Source organism: Rhodococcus sp. NPDC057014 (assembly GCF_042673295.1).
Classification (GTDB): Bacteria; Actinomycetota; Actinomycetes; order Mycobacteriales; family Mycobacteriaceae; genus Rhodococcus_F.
The window spans coordinates 1-20,194 of record NZ_JBHUSF010000065.1; the positions used below are offsets into that span (position 1 = coordinate 1).

Sequence of the window (20,194 nt, forward strand, 5' to 3'; positions counted from 1 at the left end):
ACCATGAACAGGGTGGCGCCGTGGCTGCGTCCGAATGCGGTGGCCTGCTCGACGAGTGCGCCGTCGAGGCGGAACGTCGCGACCTCCCCGCGCAGCGACGCCACGGCCGGACGTCGCCGGTCGGTGGGAAGTTCGAGCAACTCCGGGGCGCCGCGCAACTGCCGACGCCAGTACGCGGCCTGACGCGCTGCCAGACTTCGGTCGTCCGTCTCGGCGCCGAGAAGTTGCCGCTGCCAGACGCTGTAGTCGGCGTACTGGACGGCGAGCGGTGCCCACTCCGGGGTCTGGTGGCCGACGCGTGCGGTGTACGCCAGCATCAGGTCGCGGGCGAGCGGCCCCATCGACGCACCGTCCGCGCTGATGTGGTGCACCACCACGACGAGGACATGCTGATCCGGTGACAGTCGGAAGATGCTGCTGCGCAGCGGTACCGCCGCCGTCACGTCGAATCCGGTCGACAGCTCCGCGGTCAGCAGTGCGAACAGCTGGTCTCCGTCGTCCACCGGGCGCGGTTCGAGATCCACCGCGAGGTCGCCCAGGGGAACGATCCGCTGGTACGGGCCGTCGGCCGACTCGGGATACACGGTCCTCAGCGCCTCGTGACGCTCCAGGACGTCCCGCAGCGCCGCGCCGAGGGCGGCGGTCTCGAGGTCGCCGGACAGGCGCAGCACGAGCGGGATGTTGTAGGCCACGGACTCGGGGTCGTAGCGGTTGAGGATCCACATCCGGGACTGCGCCGCGGACAGCGGAATACGATCCGGCCGTTCGATGCCGGCCAGCACCGGACGGTCTCCGCGTTCGGCCGCATCGACCACTGCGGCGAGGGCCGCGACGCCGGGCGCCTCGAAGACCACCCGCACCGCCAGCGACGTGCCCGCCGACTCGTTGACCCGGCCGATCACCCGGGTGGCGCTCAGCGAGTTGCCGCCGAGGTCGAAGAAATCGTCTTCGGCTCCCACCATCTCGGCGCCGAGCACGTCGGTGTAGGCGGCCGCGACCAGCCGTTCGGTGTCGCTGCGCGGGGCCACGTACTCGCGAACAGCGAAGACGGGTTCGGGCAGGGCCGTGCGATCCACCTTGCCTGCCGGGGTCAGCGGAACCCGGTCGAGCACCATCACGGTGGACGGCACCATGTAGCCGGGCAGGAGGCCGGCGGCATGAGCGGTCACCGCGGCCGGGTCGACAGCAGATCCGCCGGCGGGCAGCACGTACGTCACCAGCGCCGTCGCGTCGTTCCGGACGGTGACCGCGGTGGTGACCGCGAATTCGACGCTCGGGTGCGCCGCGACCGCGGCGTCGATCTCGCCGAGTTCGATGCGGAAGCCGCGGATCTTCACCTGGAAGTCGGCGCGGCCGAGGTACTCCAGTTCACCGTTCGGGGTGTACCGCACCAGATCGCCCGTGCGATACAGGCGCCCGGGGGCGTACGGGTTCGCCACGAAACGCTCGGCGGTGAGCGCGGGACGGTCGTGGTAGCCGCGGGCCAGCGCGGGCCCCGCCAGGCAGAGTTCACCCACGACGCCGTCGGGAACGGGCTGCAACCGCGAATCCAGCACCAGCGCAGTGGTTCCCCGGATCGGGGCGCCGATCCGCACCGGGTCGCCCGCCGTCATCGGACCCGACACGGTGGCCATGATCGTCGACTCGGTAGGCCCGTACGCGTTGAACATCCGGCGGCCGGGTGCCCACTTCTCCACCAGAGACGCATCGCAGGCGTCGCCGCCCACCACGACGGTTCCGAGTTTCGGCAGCGAGTTCGGGTCGAGCGTGGCGAGCGCGGCGGGCGTGACGAAGGCGTGGGTCACCCGCCGCTCACGGACCCGGGATGCGAGGTCCTCCCCGCCGTACACGCCGGTCGGCACGATCACGAGCGTCGCGCCCGCGGCGAACGCCATCAGCAGTTCGAGAATCGACGCATCGAAACTCGGTGACGCGAAATGCAATGTCCGGCTGAGGGGGTCGAGTGCGTACCGCTCCACCTGCTCGGTGGCGAAACTGTCGAGCCCGGTGTGGGTGACGCTGACGCCCTTGGGGATTCCCGTCGAACCCGACGTATAGATGAGGTAGGCGGGATGTTCGGCGCGCAACGGCAGCGTCCGGTCGGCGTCCGTGATCGGACCGGCCGACGCGTCCGCACCCAGTTCGTGGTCGTCCACGAGGAGCCAGTCGGTGGTTCCGGGCAGGGTCGCCGCCGTGTGGGAGTCGGTCAGGCCCAGCGCCGCGCGGGAGTCGGTGAGCATGTGCTCGATCCGATCCGCGGGGTAGTCCGGGTCGACGGGCACGAACGCGGCACCGGTCTTGGCCACCGCCCACACCGCGGTCACGGACAGCGCGGAGCGGGTGAGCGCCACCGCGACCATCGTTTCGGGGCCCGCGCCCCGCGCGAGAAGAACCCGGGCGAGGCGATTCGAGCGGGCATCGAGTTCCGCGTAGGACAGTTCCCCGTCCTCGGACACCAGCGCCGTGCCGCCCACCGCGGCACCCCCGGCGAGAATCTCCGGCAGCGTGCGACTTCCAGGGTTCCGGATATCGGTGCGGGTGACGAGCGCGGCGCGTTCGGTGTCGTCGAGAAGGTCGATGTCACCGATCGCGAGGGTTGGGTCCGACACCGCGGCGGCGAGGATCCGAACAAGCCTCCGCCCGAACGCCACGACGGTCGTGCGGTCGAACAGGTCGGTGGCGAACGTCCACCTTCCCCGGGCGCCGGACCCGTCCGCGTTCTCCGTCACCGACAGTTGCAGGTCGAACTTGGCGACGGCCTCGTCGAGCGGAAGCGCCGCGACGGTCAGTCCGGGGAGGTCGATGCTCGGCGGCGCGACGTCGTCGATCGACAGCACCACCTGGAACAGCGGGTGATGGGCGGTCGAGCGGGCCGGGCTCGCGATCTCCACCAGCCGCTCGAACGGGATGTCGGCGTGCGCGTAGGCGGCGAGGTCGGTGTCGCGGGTCTGCTCGACGAGCGCGCCGAACGTCAGCGCCGGGTCGACCTGTGTGCGCAGGACCAGCGTGTTGACGAACATGCCGACCACGTCGTCGAGTGCGGCCTCCCCGCGGCCGCTGACCGGCGTGCCGACGGCGACGTCGGTGCTACCGGACAGCCGGGACAGCAACACGGACAGGGCGGTGTGCAGCACCATGAACGGGGTCGCGCGCACGGACCGGGCGAGTGCCGTCACCGCGCCGTACGTCTCGGGGCCGAGGGCGAAGTCGACGGTGTCGCCGCGATGCGACGCGACGTGCGGTCGCGGACGGTCGGTGGGGAGTTCGATCCGTTCCGGCAACCCGGCGAGGGTGTTCGTCCAGTAGTCGATCTGCCGGGCGGCGAGCGAACCGGCGTCGCCCTCGTCGCCGAGGACGTCGAGTTTCCACAGGGCATAGTCGGCGTACTGCACGGGCAGCGGTGGCTGCTCGGGTGCCGTCCCCGCCGCGCGGGCGACATACGCGGACATGACGTCCCGGGCCAGGGGACCCATCGACCAGCCGTCGGCGCTGATGTGGTGGGTCACCAGAACCAGCACGTGCTCGTCCGCCGCGACGCGGAGCAGGGCCACGCGCAGCGGGACGGCTGCCGTCACGTCGAAGCCCCGGGTCACGAGGTCTTCGACGGAGGCCGGAAGTTGCTGCTCCGTGGTGGGGACCGGTGCCAGGTCGGCGGTCGCTGCGTCGAGCACCACCTGGTGCGGTCCGTCGGCGGAATCGGGGTACACGGTCCGCAGTACCTCGTGACGCGCGATGACGTCGCGGACGGCCGCGCCGAGCGCGTCGACGTCCAGTTCTCCGGTCAGCCGCAGCGCGGCGGCGATGTTGTAGGCGCCGGAGGCGGTGTCGAACCGGTTGAGGAACCACATCCGGTACTGCGCCGGAGACAGCGGCAGCCGCGACGGGCGCCGGCCGGCGACGAGGGCGGGGCGGGTGTGCCAGGGATCCGAGGTCGACGCCGCTGCGAGAGCGCGGACGGTGGGAGCGTCGAACAACTCCCGGACACCGAGTGCGGAACCCAGTGCGGTGTTGATCCGGGCGACCGCCCGGGTGGCGGTCAGGGAGTTGCCGCCGAGGTCGAAGTAGTTGTCGGTGGCGCCGACCTCCGGGACGCCGAGGACGTCGGCGAAGATCCGCGCGACGGCGATCTCCGCGGCCGTCGCCGGCGGTTCGAATGTGGCGGCCCCGAGCGCGGGTTCGGGCAGTGCCCGGCGGTCGAGTTTGCCGTTGGGGCCCAGCGGCAGTGCGTCGAGGAGGACGAATGCCGACGGCACCATGTACGACGGCAACTCGGCGGCCGCATGCGCGGACAGCCGGTCGGGGTCCGCGGTGCTTCCGGAGCGCAGGGCGACGTAGCCGACGAGACGCTCGGCCGGTCCGTCCCCGCGCACCAGGACGGCCGCCTGCGTCACGTCGGGATGGTTCAGGAGCACGGCCTCGATCTCGCCGAGTTCGAGGCGCTGCCCGCGCAGCTTCACCTGGAAGTCGGTGCGGCCCAGATACTCCAGCTCCCCGCCGTCGGTCCAGCGCACCAGGTCGCCGGTGCGGTACAGGCGGGTGCCGTCCGCGGAGAACGGATCGGCGACGAACCGGTCGGATGTCAGGTCGGGGCGGCCCACGTACCCGCGGGCCAGTTGGGTGCCGGCCAGATACAGCTCGCCCGCGACACCGACGGGCACCGGGCGGAGCCGGGAGTCGAGGACGTACACGCGGGTGTTCCACACGGGTGCGCCGATCGGCACCGGACCGGTCGCCGACGGATCGGTGCGGTGGAACGTCACGTCCACCGCGGCCTCGGTCGGCCCGTACAGGTTGTGCAGCGCGGCACCGAACTGCCGGTGGAAGCGCGTGACGGTGGTGCGCGGCAGCGCCTCACCGCTGGCGAAGACCTGACGCACGGTGGTGCACAGCGACGTGTCGGCGTGCTCGAGGAACACGTCGAGCATCGACGGGACGAAGTGCAGTGTCGTGACACCTTCGTCGCGGATCAGCCGGGACAGGTAGTGCGGGTCCCGGTGCCCGTCGTGCTCGGCGATCACCATGCGGGCGCCGGTCATCAACGGCCAGAACAGTTCCCACACGGACACGTCGAACGTGGCCGGAGTCTTGTGGAGAACGACGTCCCGTGCGTCGACGGGGTAGCTGTCCTGCATCCACAGCAGCCGGTTGGCGATCGCGGCGTGCGAGACCGCCACACCCTTCGGGCGTCCCGTAGAGCCCGATGTGTAGATCACGTAGGCGGGGTGGCCGGGGCGCAGCGGCGCCAGACGCTCCGCGTCGGACAGCGGCGTCGTCACGACGGCGGACAGGTCGAGCCGGTCGACGCGCACCGTGCGCAGGCCGTCGGGAACGACTCCGGTGTCGGCCGCGGTCGCGAGCACCAGCGCAGGGCGGGCGCTGCCGAGCACGTGGGCGATGCGCGCCTGCGGATGGTCGGGGTCCACGGGCAGGTAGGCCCCGCCCGCGCGGACGACGGCGTGGAGGGCGAAGAGCTGATCGAGCGACCGGCGCAGCGTGACGGCCACGATGGATTCGGGGCCCACCCCCTGCGAGATCAGATGGCGAGCCAGGGCGTTCGCCCGGGAATCGAACTCGGTGTACGACAGCGTCTCCCGCCCGAACGTGACCGCTGCCGTATCGGGTGTTCGGAGCGCGGCGGCGTCCAGCAGGTCGACGAGGGTGACGTCCTCGATCGCGTGGTCGGTCGCGTTCCACTCGTGCAGGGTGCGAGCGCGTTCGGCGCCCCCCAGCAGATCGACGGCACCGACCGGGGTGTGCGTTCGGGTCATCGCCGTGAGCACCCCCGCGAACCGCTCCGAGACCCGCCGGGCGTCGTCCGCGCCGAACGCGTCCGCCGAGTACTCCAGCGTGAGATGCAGATCCGGCTCCAGCACCGTGACGAGTGCCAGGGGGTAGTGGGTGGCGTCGGTGACGTCGATACCGCGGATCCGCAGTCCGTCGATGTCGGTGTCGGGGTCCAGTGCCGCGCGGTCGACGGGGTACGACTCGAACACGGTGAGGGTGTCGAACACGCTGCCGGGGCCTGCGACCGACTGGATCTCGGTGAGACCGACGTGGTGCCGGTCGAGCAGCCGCACCTGCTCGTCCTGCAGCCGGCGCAGGAGCGACGACACCGGCTCGTCCGGATCGAGGCGCAGACGGACGGGAACGGTGTTGATGAACAAGCCCAGCGTCTCCTCGACGCCGGGGAGGTCGGCCGGGCGCCCGGAGACGGTGGCGCCGAACACCACGTCGTCACGGGACAGCAAACCGCCCAGCAGGATTCCCCACGCGGCCTGAATCACCGTGTTGACGGTGACGCCGTGCTCGCGGGCGATCCGGGCGAGCTGCCCGGCCACCTCCGCCGTGACCGGGACGTCGACGTCCCGGGGAGCCGTCCCGTGGCCGGTGTGCTGCGGGGCGAGGACGGTCGGTTCGGTGGCTCCCTCGAGCGCGGCGGCCCAGTCGTCGAGCGCGCCGGCGCGGTCCTGTCCGGCGAGCCACGACAGGTACCGGCGGTAGGGGCGCGCGGGTGCCGCGATCGGCGCGTCCGACGCGTACAGCAGCAGGAAGTCCTTGACGAACAGCGGCATCGACCAGCCGTCGAACAGAATGTGGTGGTTGGTGATCACCAGCGTCGTCCGGTCACCCGAGTGCGCCAGCACGAACCGGACGAGCGGCGGTGCCGCCATGTCGAACCGTTCTGCGCGTTCCGCGGCGACGAGTGCATCCAGCCCGCCGGACCCCTGCACGTGGATCTCACGCCACGGCACGGTCACCGAATCGAGGACCAACTGGGCGGGGACGCCGTCGGTGTCGTAGACGAACGCGGTCCGCAGCGCCGCGTGCCGATCCAGCAGGCGCTGCGCCGCGCGGTGCAACCGGCTCGCGTCGACGTCGCCGCCGAGATCCAGCACGATCTGCGCCGTGTACACGTCGACCGCTCCGGCCGACAGCCCGGCGTGGAACAGCAGACCCGACTGCAGCGGCGACAGCGACCAGATGTCGTCGAGCGGTCCGTAGCTCTTCTCCCACAGCTCGATCCGATCCTGGTCGACGGAGACCAGTGGTACGTCGGACGGGGTCAGTCCGGCGGGCCCCGCGCCCCGCACGTGCGAGGCCAGCGCCTCGAGCGCCGTCCGCCACAGGTCCGCCAACCGCTCGACCTCGTGCGCGGTCAGCACCCCGGTGGGGAAGTCGAACGTGGCCGACAGCCGGCCGTCGTCGCCGACCGACGCGTTGATGTCGAGGACGAACGCGGTCGACAGTCCGGCGCCGCTGAACGCGTTGACGTCGATCCCGGTGGTTACGGGGATCCAGCCGTTCTCGCGCACCGCATCCGGGAGGTCGCCGGCGCCGACGCGTCCGAGGTAGTTGAAGCTGACAGGCGGCGAGGGCAGGGCGTTCAGGATCTCGGCACTGTCGTCGCGGAGGTGACGCAGCAACCCGAAGCCGGTGCCGTTCCCCGGAATACGACGCAGCTGCTCCTTGACCGTCTTCACGGCCCGCTCGGTGGCAGGTCCGCCGGCCAGTGCGTCCGTGACGTCGACCGCGTCCAGTGCGATCCGGGCCGGGTAGGCGGTGGTGAACCAGCCGACGGTGCGCGACAGGTCGGCGCCGGGCACGAGGGCCTCGTCGCGGCCGTGACCCTCCAGGGACACCAGCAGCGTGCGGTCGCCGCCCCACGCGGCGAACGCGAGACCGAGTGCCGTCACCAGGCCGTCGGTCACGGTCCCACGGAACGCGGTCGGCAGGGTCGTGAGAAGGGTGGCGGTGGTGTCGGGTCCGACCTCGGTGGAGACCCGGCCGGTGGTGGCGCCGGTGTCGACGGCGGGATCGAGCGGGCGGGAACCGAGTGCTGGAACGGGGCCGTCGAGGAGGGACCGCCAGGCATCGAGTTCGTCGAGCACGCACTCGGTGTCGGCCGTCTCGACGAGGGCATGGGCCCAACGGCGAGCCGACGTCGCGACGGGCGGCAGTTCGGGGGTGCGGTCGGCGGCCACCTGCGCCCAGGCGGTGGCGAAGTCGGGCACGAGGATCCGCCAGGACACTCCGTCGACGACCAGGTGATGGGCCACCACCAGGAGCACTCCGCGCGTATCGGCGGGGTCGATCCACACCAACTGCAGCATCACACCGGCTGCCGTGTCGAGACGGCCCGCCGCGGCCCGGCACTCGGTGTCGAGCGCGGCATCGAATTGCTCGGTACCGGGCCCGTATTCCATACGTACGTATGTGACGACCCGCTCGGCGTTCACGGATCCCGCGGGCTCGACCACCAGTTCCCGGCCGTCCGCCGGGAGGTGGGAGCGCAACGCGTCGTGATGATCGAGAATCGCGGCGACGGTCCGATGCAGCCGCGGCAGGTCCACCTCGGCGGGCGCCGTCAGCGTCACGGCCTGATAGAAGGCATCGAGGTTGGCACGGTTGCCGCGGCTGCGACCAAGGACGTCGCGGCCGATCGGCGTGAGGGGCAGGGCGCCCACTCCCCCGCCGGGCAGCTCGGTCAGTCGCGACATCTGCGCCGCGGCGACGTCGACCGCGACCTCGGCGAGCCCGGCAACGGTCCTGCGTTCGAACACGTCCCGCGGGGTGAACACCACACCGGCGGCCTTGGCCCGGGACACCAACTGGATCGCGACGATGCTGTCGCCGCCGAGAGCGAAGAAGGAGTCGTCCACGCCGACCTCGTCGACGTGCAGCACCTCAGCCACCGCATCGGCGACGATCTGCTCGATCGGCGTCGACGGTGCGCGGAATGGTACTGCGGTGGTGCCGAATTCGGGTGCGGGCAGGGCGCTGCGATCCACCTTGCCCGCGGGTGTCAGTGGAATCGTGTCGAGCGGCACCGTCAGCGACGGCACCATGTGCGCCGGGAGGAATTCGCCGGCGAACGCGGCCAGCGCGGCGGGATCGAACCGGTGATCCGGCCGGATCCGCACATACGACACCAGCACCGGTGTGCCACCGTCGCGTTCGTGCACGGCGGACACGGCGAAATCCACCGACTCGTGCGCCGACAGCACCGCGTCGACCTCGCCGAGTTCGATGCGCAGTCCGTTCAATTGCACCTGGAAGTCGCTGCGCCCCACGTACTCGAGGACGGGACTGTCGCCGCGGCTCCACCGCACGAGGTCGCCGGTGCGGTACAGGCGGTCGCCGGGCGCCCCCGGGAAGGGGTCGGCGACGAAACGGGACGCCGTCAGTCCGGACCGGGCGTGGTATCCCTCGGCGAGTCCGGGACCGCCGAGATACAGCTCGCCCGTCACGCCGCGCGGCACCGGCCGCAGCCGGCGGTCCAGGACGAGTGCGCGTGCACCCTGCATCGCACGGCCGATGGTGATCGCGGCGGGGTCGGTCTGCGGACCCGTCATGGTGACGACGATCGTCGACTCGGTCGGGCCGTAGCTGTTGTACAGCCGGCAGCGGCTGCCGAAGCGCTCGACGAGATCCGGCGGGCACACGTCGCCGCCGACCACCACGGCCTCGAGCGCGTCGAGACCGGTGGCATCCACGGTGCCCAGCACCGCGGGCGCGCTGATGATGTGGGTGACCCGCTGCGCTCGGAGCAGTGCCGCGAGGTCGTCGCCGCCGTAGACGTCGGCAGGTGCGATCACCATCGCCGCGCCCGCACTGAACGCCTGCACTATCTCGAACACGGACGCGTCGAAGCTCGACGAGGAGAAACGCAGCACCCGCGACCGGGACGTCACACCGAGTTCGGGTCGTTCGGACGCAGCGAACGCGGCCAGCCCGGTGTGCGTGACCACCACGCCCTTCGGTGTGCCCGTGGAGCCGGACGTGTAGATCATGTACGCCGGATGCTGCGGCGTCAGCTTTGCGGGACGGTCGGCGTCCGTCACCGGCGTCACCGCCATGTCCGCGCACGCCGATGCCAGGGCGGGATCGTCGAGGGCGAGCCAGTCGACGGCGGTTCCCGCGAGCACGTCGCGGTGCGCGGTGGCCGTCAGCCCCAGGGTCACCCCGGAATCGGACAGCATGTGCGCAATGCGCTCGGCCGGGTAGGCCGGGTCGACGGGGACGAAGGCGGCGCCCGACTTCGCCGCGGCCCACACGGCCACCACGGAGTCGACGGACCGGGTGAACGACACGGCCACGAAGTCGCCCGGGCCCACCCCGCGGTCCAGCAGCAGACGTGCGAGCGCGGTGCTGCGCTCGTCGAGTTCGCGGTAGCCGATCGTGGTGTCGCCGAGGATCAGTGCCGTGCCGTCCGGGTTCGCGCGGACCCCCGCCTCGAACAGGTCGGTCAGCAGCGCCGGGGCGGGTGCGTGCGGGCCCGCGGCGGGCACGAGCTGGGCATGCTCGTCCGCCGTCAGCACGTCCAGTGCGGCGACCTTGGTGTCCGCGTCGGCGTCGGCGAACCGGGCCAGCAGGTCGAGGAAGCGCGCGTGGTGCCCGGCCAGCTCCCCGTCGCCGTACAGGGCGGGGTTCGCCTCGAAATCGATACGCGACGAATTCCCCGCCACACTCGGGTAGAGGTTGACGGAGAGGTCCTCGACGGGTCCCGTCGACAGCACGTGGAACTGCCCGGTGAGCTCGCCGAGGGTGATCTCGGAGTGAAAGTTCATGATGTTGATCGCGGGACCGAAGAAGCCCCGCTGATCCCGGGCGGCGCCGGCGTCGCGCCGGATGTCCTCGCTGCGGTACCGCTGGTGCCGGAGCGCGCCGGTGAGTTCGAGCTGGACGGCGGATACCAGTGCGGCGACCGTCGTGTCCGGGGTGATCGACACCCGCAGCGGCACCACGTTGGACACCATGCCGCCCGACCGGCGCAGCACCGCGTTGGTGCGGGCCGACACGGGCAGGCTGAGGACGACGTCGTCGGAACCGGTCATCCGGGCGACGAACGCGGCGGTGGCCGCCACGGCGACGGCGGCGAAGGCGGAGTCGAGACGGTCGACGGCTCCGTCCACCGCCCGGGCGATGCCGGTGGGCACCGGCCCGCCGTGCCACCGCGACCGGGCCTGCGCCGGCGCACTGCGGCCCGCGAGGCTCGTCGGGGCGGGAAGGTCCCGGGACCGGGTGGCCCAGTAGTCGCGGTCGGAGAGGAACCGGGACGATCCGCGGTACACGTCCTCGGCGGCCGAAACCTCCCGGAGGTCGCCCGCCACCGACGCCGCGGGTTCCGTGCCCCGGACCTCGGCGGTGTACAGCTCGGCGGCGCGGTTCATGAATTTCATCGCGCCGTACCCGTCGAGCGCGATGTGGTGGATGCGGCAGTACCAGAGGTGGTGGTGCTCGCCGATCTGCAGCGTGGCGCCGCGGATCAGCCGGTCCGAGAGCAGGTCGAGCGGCGCGGTGTAGTCGGCGCGCATCCAGTGCAGGGCGGCGGCGTGGGGGTCCGGCTCGGCCCGGAAGTCGTGATGCTCCACCCCGTCGTCGAGGGTGAAGTCGACCTTCTGGAGTGGCTCGCCGTCGACCTCGACGATGCGGAGCATGCCGCTGCCGATTTCGCGGGCAGCGGCCTGACCTGCACGTCGCAGGGCGTCGACGTCCAGTTCGCCCTCGATGTCGACGTACTGCGCGATCGTGATCGGCACGTCGCCCATGAGGTGCTGGGCGAACCAGATCCCGCGCTGAGCGGCGGTCAGTGCGAAGGGGCGCGCAGCGTCGTCGCTGGCACTGGTCTCGGTGCGGGCGGTGCTACCAGCCGCGAATTCTGCCGGTTCCAAGGGTCGTTCTCTTATCTGCTGGGAGCAGCGGCTGACGACTCGTGCTCCGGGGACCGACTACGGAAAAGCTCTAGTTAGGTTTGGGTAACCTATGGATCTGACTAGGGAAGAGTCGCATAACCTACCGAGATGGTCAAATTTTTGGACAAAACAGACCGAGGGGATGGTTTCCGGTTAACGCCGGCCGGCAACCCTCGTCGTTGACCGGAACTGTGGCGCCGCAACCACTACCCTCGGGCGCATGGCTATCGGGGTGAAGGTCCGAAGGTTCTCCAAGATCGCACCGCTACTGCTCGCCGGTGCACTCGCGGCCGCGCTGCCGGGGCATGCCGCAGCCGAACCCGTCCGAGGTCCCGACGTGGCGTCGTGGCAACATCCGGGCGGTTCACCGATCGACTGGTTCTCCGTCCGCAACGCAGGCCACGACTTCGCGATGGTCAAGGCCACCGAGAGCCTCAACTACGTCAACCCGTACTTCGTCCAGGACTGCCTCGCCATGCGCGTCGCCGGAGTCGCCCGCGGCGCCTACCACTACGCGGACCCCACCCAGTCGCCCGAAGCGCAGGCCGCCTTCTACTCGACCGTGGTCCTCGGCATCAACGGTCCGGGCGACATGCCCCCGGTCCTCGACATCGAGCACTCCGCCGGACTGCCGCCCGCCGCGCTGATCGACTGGACGCACCGCTACCTCGACACGGTCCAATCGCTCACCGGACGCCAGCCGATCATCTACACCTACCCGAACTTCTGGCGGACGGCGATGGCGAACACCAACGAGTTCGCCGGATACCCCCTGTGGATCGCCGACTACAACGGCCAGAACACGCCCGGCCCCCTCCCCGGCGGCTGGAGCAACTGGACGTTCTGGCAGTACACCAGCACCGGTCGCATCCCCGGCGTCAACGGCGACGTCGACCTCAACGTCTACAGCGGGGCGCAGGGCGACTTCGCGCGGTACTCCAACAGCGCGTCCCCCTTCGGTAGCTGACGGCCGGCGGAGATGCGGGTGCGGTGAAAACCGCTGCACCGTGCGGTCGGCCGACGATAGCCTGGAGAGATCATTCGGCGTGCAGTGTGCAGCTGGATCGGCCCCCTCGAGCGGGGGCAGAATCTGCGGGAGGCCGTCGTTCTGATGGGAGCCGCCGACAACTTGGCGTCGTCGGTGGGCACGTTCCCGGTGTGGTTTCCCAACTTGATCGGATACCACGCCGAGTGTGTGCGAATAACACGTCGGGCCCTCGGTGAGCGCACATACGAGGCGGCGTGAGCAAGTCTCGTATGTGTGCCGGCCGGGGAGTTCGCGTAATGGACGGCCGATATCGCAATGCGGCTATTCACCCTGCGCTGCAGTCCCTAGCGTGAGTCCCACTGATTAGTGAGTCGGGTAACAACGACGATCAAATGTTATCCAGGGCACCGATGGATATGGCGGAGACGGACCGGTTCCCGGGGTGGACTCGACGGCCCCGACGGCCATCCGCGCCTGTACTCACCGACCATGCCTCGCTGATTCTGCTCACCTGCGCACAACGTGACGGTGAGTTCCCACAAGCCCTCTCCCACAATTCGTTTCAGCGACCAGAAGGGTCTCATCCATGTCCATTCGAGAATCCATCGATCAAGCTCCGATGAGCAAATATCAGGTCATGGTCGGGGGGATCTGCCTCGCGATCGTCCTGTCGGAAGGCTACGACCTGTTGTTGATGGCATTCGCCGCCTCCGGTGTCGCGCAGGAGTTCGCGCTCAGCGGCTCGGAGACCGGGTTGCTGCTCAGCAGTGCCCTGGTCGGCATGGCGTTGGGGTCGGCATTCATCGCACCCCTGGCCGACCGCACCGGGCGGCGGCCGCTGACACTGGCGTGCTTGCTCCTGGTATCCGTGACGATGGCGTTGGCGTCGATCACGACGAGCTTCGCACAGCTCGGGGTGTGTCGACTGCTGACCGGGCTCGGCATCGGAGGGCTGGTCGCGAGCCTGCCGGTCCTGACCGCCGAGTTCTCTCCCCGTCGACGCCGGGGAACCATGATCGCCCTGTACACCACCGGGTTACCGCTGGGCGGAATGATCGGCGGTCTGGTCGCCGCGCTGCTCACCTCGACGTTCAGTTGGCGCGCCAGCTTCGTCGCCGGCGCCGTTCTGACCTTCCTGCTGCTCGTACTCGTCTACGCACGGATGCCCGAATCGATCGACTACCTGCTGGTGCGCCGTCCCCCGGGGGCGCTTGAAACGATCAACAGCACCCTGCCGAAGATGGGACTGGCCCCGATCGAGGCGCTGCCGGAGCCGGAGCCGCAGGCCGGCCAGGGCATGAAGGCAGCGATCTTCAGTGGGCGCAACGGCATCCGGTCGCTGCTTCTCGGATCCGCCTTCTTCATCATGATGGCGGCGTTCTACTTCGCCGCGAGCTGGACTCCGAAGCTGCTGCAGCAGAGCGGGTTGTCCGCCCAGCAGGGCATCAGCGGCGGAATGCTCCTCAACCTCGGCGGGGCGGCAGCCACTCTGACGTTCGGCGTCCTCGCGATCGTGGTGACCAGCCGAATCCTGACCGTCGCGGCACTCGTCGGCGCGAGTATCTCCTTCCTCGCGATGAGCACGGCGCTGGGCAGCTTCGCCACCGCACTCCTCGCAGCGGTCGCAGTCGGTGTCTTCGTCAACGCCAGCGCCACCGGTCTCTACGCCCTCGCCCCGGACTGCTATCCGACGTCCGTCCGCGCCACTGCCGTCGGCTGGGCGTCTGCGGTCGGCCGGCTGGGTGCCATCATCTCGCCGATCCTCGCCGGCGTCCTGATCGACCGCTCCTGGACGCCGTCGTCGCTGTTCATCCTGTTCGCCATCCCACTCCTGATCGGCGCAGTCCTCGTCACGGCGATCAAGATGCCCGTTCCACACGCCGCAGTCGTCACCAGTACGAGCCTCGGTGACGTCCAGGCCCGAACGCTCTCACCATAGAAATTCGTGATTCGCTCGCCCGTCGGGATCCACCGCAACGGGCGAGCGAGTCGCGAGCCGTGATGCGCATCGACGTCAGCGGCAGGCTGGATTTCCGGGGAACGGGGTGACTCCGGCGCGGCAGCCGACTTCGGTCACGGCGGTCAGCCGCTCGACCGGTTCGCGGATCTCGAGCGCGGGCAGGAGTCCGTCGTTCAGGAGAGCGCTCTTCGTCGCGGGCGCCGTGGCGCTCGCGTCCAGCGTTCCGCGTGCTCGCGCGAAGTTGACGAGTTCGTCGTACACCATCGACAACGCGGCCTCGGTCGTCCGGTCTTCCGGGTTCAGTCCGGCGAAGTCCACACCCGTCTCGTATTCGTGGCGGACTGCGTGTGGACCCTGGTCGCAGGTGGGCTGATTCAGGTCGATCCGGAAGTCCTGCCCGGCAGGGCCGGGCGGTGTGATCGTGCCGGCGTCGGTGCACACGTGGTGCGAGATGCGGTCACCGAGAGCGTGAAGGTAGATGCCGGTCCGCGCGTTCCAGGAATTGTCGCCGACCCAGGAGTCGAACTGTGACGACAGGACGTTGTCGGTGATGACCTGCTGCCCGGTCATGTTGGTGAACGGGATGGCGGCCGGAGTCTCCAGGCTGTAGGTGCCGTTGATCGGCACCGGGTTCGTGTCTCCGTAACACGTTGCGCCCGTTCCGTAATCGCCGTCAGTCGACGGGTTCGTGAAACCTCCCGTGCACAGCGGCGCGTCGCTTCCCGGCCCCGCCATGGCCCACGTCCGCAGGTGCGTGAGCATGATCTCGTGCCGCGGATCGTCGACGTTCGGTTGCAACCCGTTGGGCAGGGGATCCGTCGGCCCGCGCAACGTCGGTAAGAAGTGGAACAGGAACCCGCCGGTGTCGAAGTGAGTGCGCACCAGGCCGCTGATGTCCTTGGTGGTCAGCGCGTCGGCGCCGGGAGCGGGCCGGCCGAAGAGGTCGCGGGGGACGAACGTGCCGAGGTCGGTCGCCTCGTCGTATGCCGCGATCCAGTACGCATCCTGTTCGGAGAAGCCGACGGTGCGGGCGATGATGTACGTCGAGTCCGAGTGCACGAGGCTCCGTCCGCCGAGCGGGCGACGCAACGTGAACCCGTAGCGGAGGAAGGCCTCGGCGCCGCAGACCGGCGAGTTGGGGTCGTCGAGTAGACATTCGGGGGGCAGTGGCGCGCAATTGTGCGGCGGGGCACCGTCCTCGGTGTAGCAAATATCCTCGGCAAATCCGTACACCGGTGGCGGTGACACGACGAAAGCGGCCGCAGTGAGCGTCAGCGCCGCGAGGGTTCCACCGGCTCTTCGAGTGAATCTTCTCATCGAGGTGCACCTTTCGGTGAGGACGAGTATTCCCACATTAACACCGGGGAATGCGCGCGCGGACCGGATTAGATGTGGGGTCGAAAGCGTCACCACCCGTGACTGTTTCAGGACTCGATTTCCCGCTCCGCCCACACCTGCCACTTGTCGTTCACTGCATTCGTCAGGTCGATGTCGTGAAACCGTGCGAGCAGCAGAGTCTGGCAGAACACGTCGGCGACTTCGCGCCGGAAAGCCTCGTCCAGTTCTTCCGGTGACCGGCTTTTGTCCCGTGCCTGTCCTGTCTTCATCAGAAAGGCCTGGGTCAGCTCACCGACCTCTTCCTGCAACTTGAGAAGAAACCAGGTTGCATCACGCTCGATGCCGAACCTCGCGGCATACACCTGGGAAACGTGCTCGACGTCGTCGGACAGCTGGCTCAATTCCACCTTCTCAGTGGAACAAAGTGTTCGACTTCGTGTCGAGATTTCCGCTTGCCATGATCGATACCGTTACTGGGGCGAACCTTGCTCACATCGAATCGACGGGGGTTTACTGCGCAAAGGGGTGTGCCGATCCGAATCGGGCGAGGAGAGGAAAGAGAACAACTCTCTTCCACTTTCAATGTATAGCGCACCCGGGGGCTTGCGGCAAGGCCCGGGTGGTGTCGCAGAATTACCGGCCTGAGCCGGAACCTGCGGAAATGGGAGTCGTGAGTGCGCGCCGAAAATCTGAATCCACATCACCCAATTCGGATCGGAGCTGTTGACGTGAGACCCCTGACTGCCTCCGCTTTCGACCTTCCGGACCACCTCGCGCCCAAGGCCGACCCGGCGCTGATCGCCGGCGACGAGCGGCACTTCGCGGCGATCGAGGAGAGCCTCGAGCAGTCCATCGCCGATCTGTCCCGCCGCATCGACTCCGAGCGCAAGGCGCCCCGACGCCTGGGCCAGGAGGCGATGGAGCGGGACATGATGGTTCACGACCTGAGCGCTCAACTGCGCGCCCTGCGCCGCTTCGGCCTGGATCTATGCCTCGGGCGCATCGTCGGTACCGACAACTCCGAGCCCGTGTACATCGGACGCCTCGGCCTCATGGACAGCGCGGGCAATCAGCTGCTGGTCGACTGGCGGTCCCCCGCGGCCGAGCCGTTCTTCGGCGCCACCCACGCCAACCCGATGGGCCTGGCCAGCCGCCGCAGATACCGCTGGACCCGCGGCCGGATCAGCGACTACTGGGACGAGGTGTTCACCGCGGACGGGTTCGACGGGAACGCCGCGCTCGACGACCAGTCCGCGTTCATCGCCAGCCTGGGCAGCAACCGGTCGGCCCGGATGCGTGACGTGCTCGGCACCATCGCGGCCGATCAGGACGCCATCATCCGCGCGGGATCCGGCGGCGCCCTCGTCGTCGACGGCGGCCCGGGTACGGGCAAGACCGTCGTCGCGCTGCACCGGGCCGCGTACCTGCTGTACTCCGACCCCCGGCTCCGTCACGGCGTGCTGTTCGTCGGCCCGCACGAGCCCTACCTGGCGTACGTCGCCGACGTGCTGCCCAGCCTCGGCGAGGAGGGCGTGCAACTCTGCACGTTGCGGGACCTCGTCACCGAGGGCGCCGCCGCCGGGATCGAGAAGGATCCGGAGGTGGCGCGGCTGAAGTCCTCGGCGGATCTGGTGAAGGCGATCGACGCGGCCGTGAAGTTCTACGAGGAGCCGCCTGCCGAAGGCATGACGGTCGCGACCGACTGGTTCGACATCTGGCTGAGCGCCGAAGACTGGGCCGAGGCGTTCGAAGCGCCGGAGCCCGGCACCCCGCACAACGAAGCGCGCGAACAGATCTGGGAGCTGCTGCTCACGATCCTGGTGGACAAGTACGACGGCGATGCTCCCGCGGCCCAGGTTCGGAAGTCGTTGCTGCAGAACGACGAACTGCGCGCAACGCTCGACAACGCGTGGACGATGATCGAGGCCGCCGATCTCGTCGGCGACCTGTGGTCGGTGCCCGCCTACCTGCGCAAGTGCGCGCCCTGGCTCGGCCCCGACGAGGTTCGGGCACTGCAGCGGGCGGACGCCCAGAAGTGGACGGTGTCCGACCTGCCGCTCCTCGATGCGGCACGGCAGCGGCTCGGGGACCCGGAGGCGTCGCTCCGGCAGCGCCGGTACAACGCCACCGTCGCGGCCGAACGCGCGCGGATGAGCACGGTCGTCGACGACCTGATCGCGGCCGACGACTCCGAATTGCTCGTGATGTCGATGCTGCGCGGCCAGGACCTGCAGCAGTCCCTGGTCGACGAGACCGCTCTGCCGAGCACCGACCCCGATCTGCTGGCCGGACCGTTCGCGCACGTCGTGGTGGACGAGGCCCAGGAACTCACGGACGCGGAGTGGCAGATGTTGCTGCTGCGCTGCCCGTCCCGCAGCTTCACCATCGTCGGCGACCGTGCCCAGGCCCGGCACGGGTTCACGGAGTCGTGGCGCGCACGACTCGAACGGATCGGGTTGGACCGGATCGAGCCTGCCGCGCTGAGCATCAACTACCGGACACCGGAAGAGGTGATGGCGGAAGCCGAACCGGTGATCCGGGCGGCGCTCCCGGACGCCAACGTGCCGACCTCCATCCGCAGCAGCGGCATTCCCGTCGTCCACGGTCCGGTGTCGGATCTGCGCTCGATCCTGGACACCTGGCTGGCGGCGAACTCCGACGGGATCGCCTGCGTCATCGGCGATCCGACGTTCCCGGCAACATCGCGGATCCGGTCGCTGTCACCGGAACTGGCGAAGGGACTCGAGTTCGACCTCGTCGTGCTCGTCGACCCGGAGTCGTTCGGCGAGGGCATCGAGGGCGCCGTCGACCGCTACGTCGCCATGACCCGGGCCACCCAGCGACTCGTCATCCTCACGAGTTCCTGACGGCGGAGTCCGGATCGATCGGCGGCGGAAACGGGTAGCCGCCGCCGAGGGTGGGCTGGGACGATGAGGGGTGCCCTTCGAGAGGAGACGAACGATGACAGCGTCCGATCCACAGGTCACCACCCGCGAGGAATGGCTCGCCGCGCGGCGCGAACTGCTCGCGCAGGAGAAGGAGCTGACCCGCCACCGCGACCGGGTCAACGCCGCCCGGCGTGCGCTCCCGATGGTCGAGATCACCGAGAACTACGAGTTCGACGGTCCCGGGGGCCGGGCACGGCTCGTCGATCTGTTCGACGGCCGCGGCCAACTCCTGATCTACCACTTCATGTTCGAACCCGACGCCGACGAGGGATGCCCGTCCTGCACGTTCACGATCGACAACGTCGGCGACCTCCGCCACCTCTACGCCCGGGACACCTCGTTCGCGGCCGTGTCCCGCGCACCCCTGCACAAGCTCGAGCAGTACCGGCAGCGCATGGGCTGGAGCATTCCCTGGTACTCCTCGCTCGGCAGCGACTTCAACTACGACTTCCATGTCACTCTCGACGCGTCGGTCGCGCCGGTCGAATACAACTACAAGGACGCGGCCGAGCTCGAGCACATGGACCCCGCGTGGAAGGGCTGGTCGGGCGAGGAGCACGGCGTCAGTGCCTTCCTCCGGCAGGGTGAGCGCGTCTTCCACACCTACTCCGGCTACGCGCGCTCCACCGACATGCTCGTCGGCACCTATCACTGGCTCGACCTCACCGCCCGCGGTCGTCAGGAGGACTGGGAACCGGAACCGCGCCGCGGCGACGTCCCGTTCATGAGCTGGCTGCGCCGTCACGACGAATACGCAGCGGACGAGATTTCGGGGAAGAAGGTCCCCGACTGATCTACATCAGTTCGTACCCCGCCGCCTGCAGCTCCAGATAGTCGCGCACCAGCAGGTGGGAACCGGGCGTGGACACCGCAGTCCACGGAATGTGCTTGGGCAGTTGCAGTGCCAGCGATTCGGGTACCGCCTCGCGGCACCTGATGCCTGCCCGGGCTCGCGGCGTCAGCGAGTTCCACCACGAGTCGAGGACGCACCGGCATTGGGCGAGATACTCCGACAGCGGTCCCTGGAGCATCGCCATCTGCGGAATCGGATCGGGTCCGCCGGTGATGCCCGCGACGCACGCGTGCCCGCACACGGCCATCACCTGCCCGATGAACTGCGGCGGCATGATCCCTTCGGGGTCTCGCAGCAGGGCGAGGCGCGCGCCGGCGGAGAGCGCTTCATACGCCGTCACGGGGTCGATGGCCTCGTCGCCCATGCCACGAAGGTACCCGGCTGCGGCCGTCTCCTATCGGGAACAGCGATTTG

General features: G+C 69.4%; 8 protein-coding genes. 4 read left to right on the plus strand and 4 right to left on the minus strand.

Annotated features, from left to right (window positions below):
- Positions 1–11,672: amino acid adenylation domain-containing protein (locus ACFTZB_RS15570; protein WP_378432722.1), on the minus strand; the 11,672-nt coding region annotated here is incomplete at its 3' end.
- A 241-nt stretch (positions 11,673–11,913) separates the two neighbouring features.
- Between ACFTZB_RS15570 and ACFTZB_RS15575 the strand changes: the two genes are divergently transcribed.
- Together ACFTZB_RS15575 and ACFTZB_RS15580 are read left to right on the plus strand one after the other, a co-directional pair.
- On the plus strand, positions 11,914–12,660 hold the full coding sequence (locus ACFTZB_RS15575) for a glycoside hydrolase family 25 protein (protein WP_378432724.1): 747 nt from the start codon (positions 11,914–11,916) through the stop codon (positions 12,658–12,660).
- A 640-nt stretch (positions 12,661–13,300) separates the two neighbouring features.
- Complete coding sequence (locus ACFTZB_RS15580) at positions 13,301–14,620, plus strand: MFS transporter (protein WP_378432726.1); 1,320 nt, start codon at positions 13,301–13,303, stop codon at positions 14,618–14,620.
- 75 nt (positions 14,621–14,695) lie between these two features.
- Here ACFTZB_RS15580 and ACFTZB_RS15585 read toward each other — a convergent pair whose 3' ends face one another.
- Entirely contained in the window at positions 14,696–15,958 is a 1,263-nt protein-coding gene (locus tag ACFTZB_RS15585) for a hypothetical protein (protein ID WP_378432728.1), read from the minus strand.
- Positions 15,959–16,065: 107 nt separating this feature from the next.
- Complete coding sequence (locus tag ACFTZB_RS15590) at positions 16,066–16,386, minus strand: pyrophosphatase (RefSeq protein WP_378432729.1); 321 nt, start codon at positions 16,384–16,386, stop codon at positions 16,066–16,068.
- A 321-nt stretch (positions 16,387–16,707) separates the two neighbouring features.
- On the opposite strand from ACFTZB_RS15590, the gene helR reads away from it, so the two are divergent.
- Together helR and ACFTZB_RS15600 are read left to right on the plus strand one after the other, a co-directional pair.
- Positions 16,708–18,846 carry an RNA polymerase recycling motor ATPase HelR gene (helR, locus tag ACFTZB_RS15595; protein WP_378432730.1) on the plus strand — a complete coding sequence of 713 codons (2,139 nt, stop codon included), beginning with the start codon at positions 16,708–16,710 and terminating at the stop codon, positions 18,844–18,846.
- Between the two features lie 94 nt (positions 18,847–18,940).
- Entirely contained in the window at positions 18,941–19,720 is a 780-nt protein-coding gene (locus ACFTZB_RS15600; protein WP_378432732.1) for a DUF899 domain-containing protein, read from the plus strand.
- A 1-nt stretch (position 19,721) separates the two neighbouring features.
- Here the strand turns inward: ACFTZB_RS15600 and ACFTZB_RS15605 are convergent, their stop codons facing one another.
- The gene (locus ACFTZB_RS15605; RefSeq protein ID WP_378432733.1) at positions 19,722–20,144 is read right to left on the minus strand and encodes a hypothetical protein; all 423 of its coding nucleotides are present in this window, start codon (positions 20,142–20,144) and stop codon (positions 19,722–19,724) included.
- Positions 20,145–20,194 lie beyond the last annotated feature (50 nt).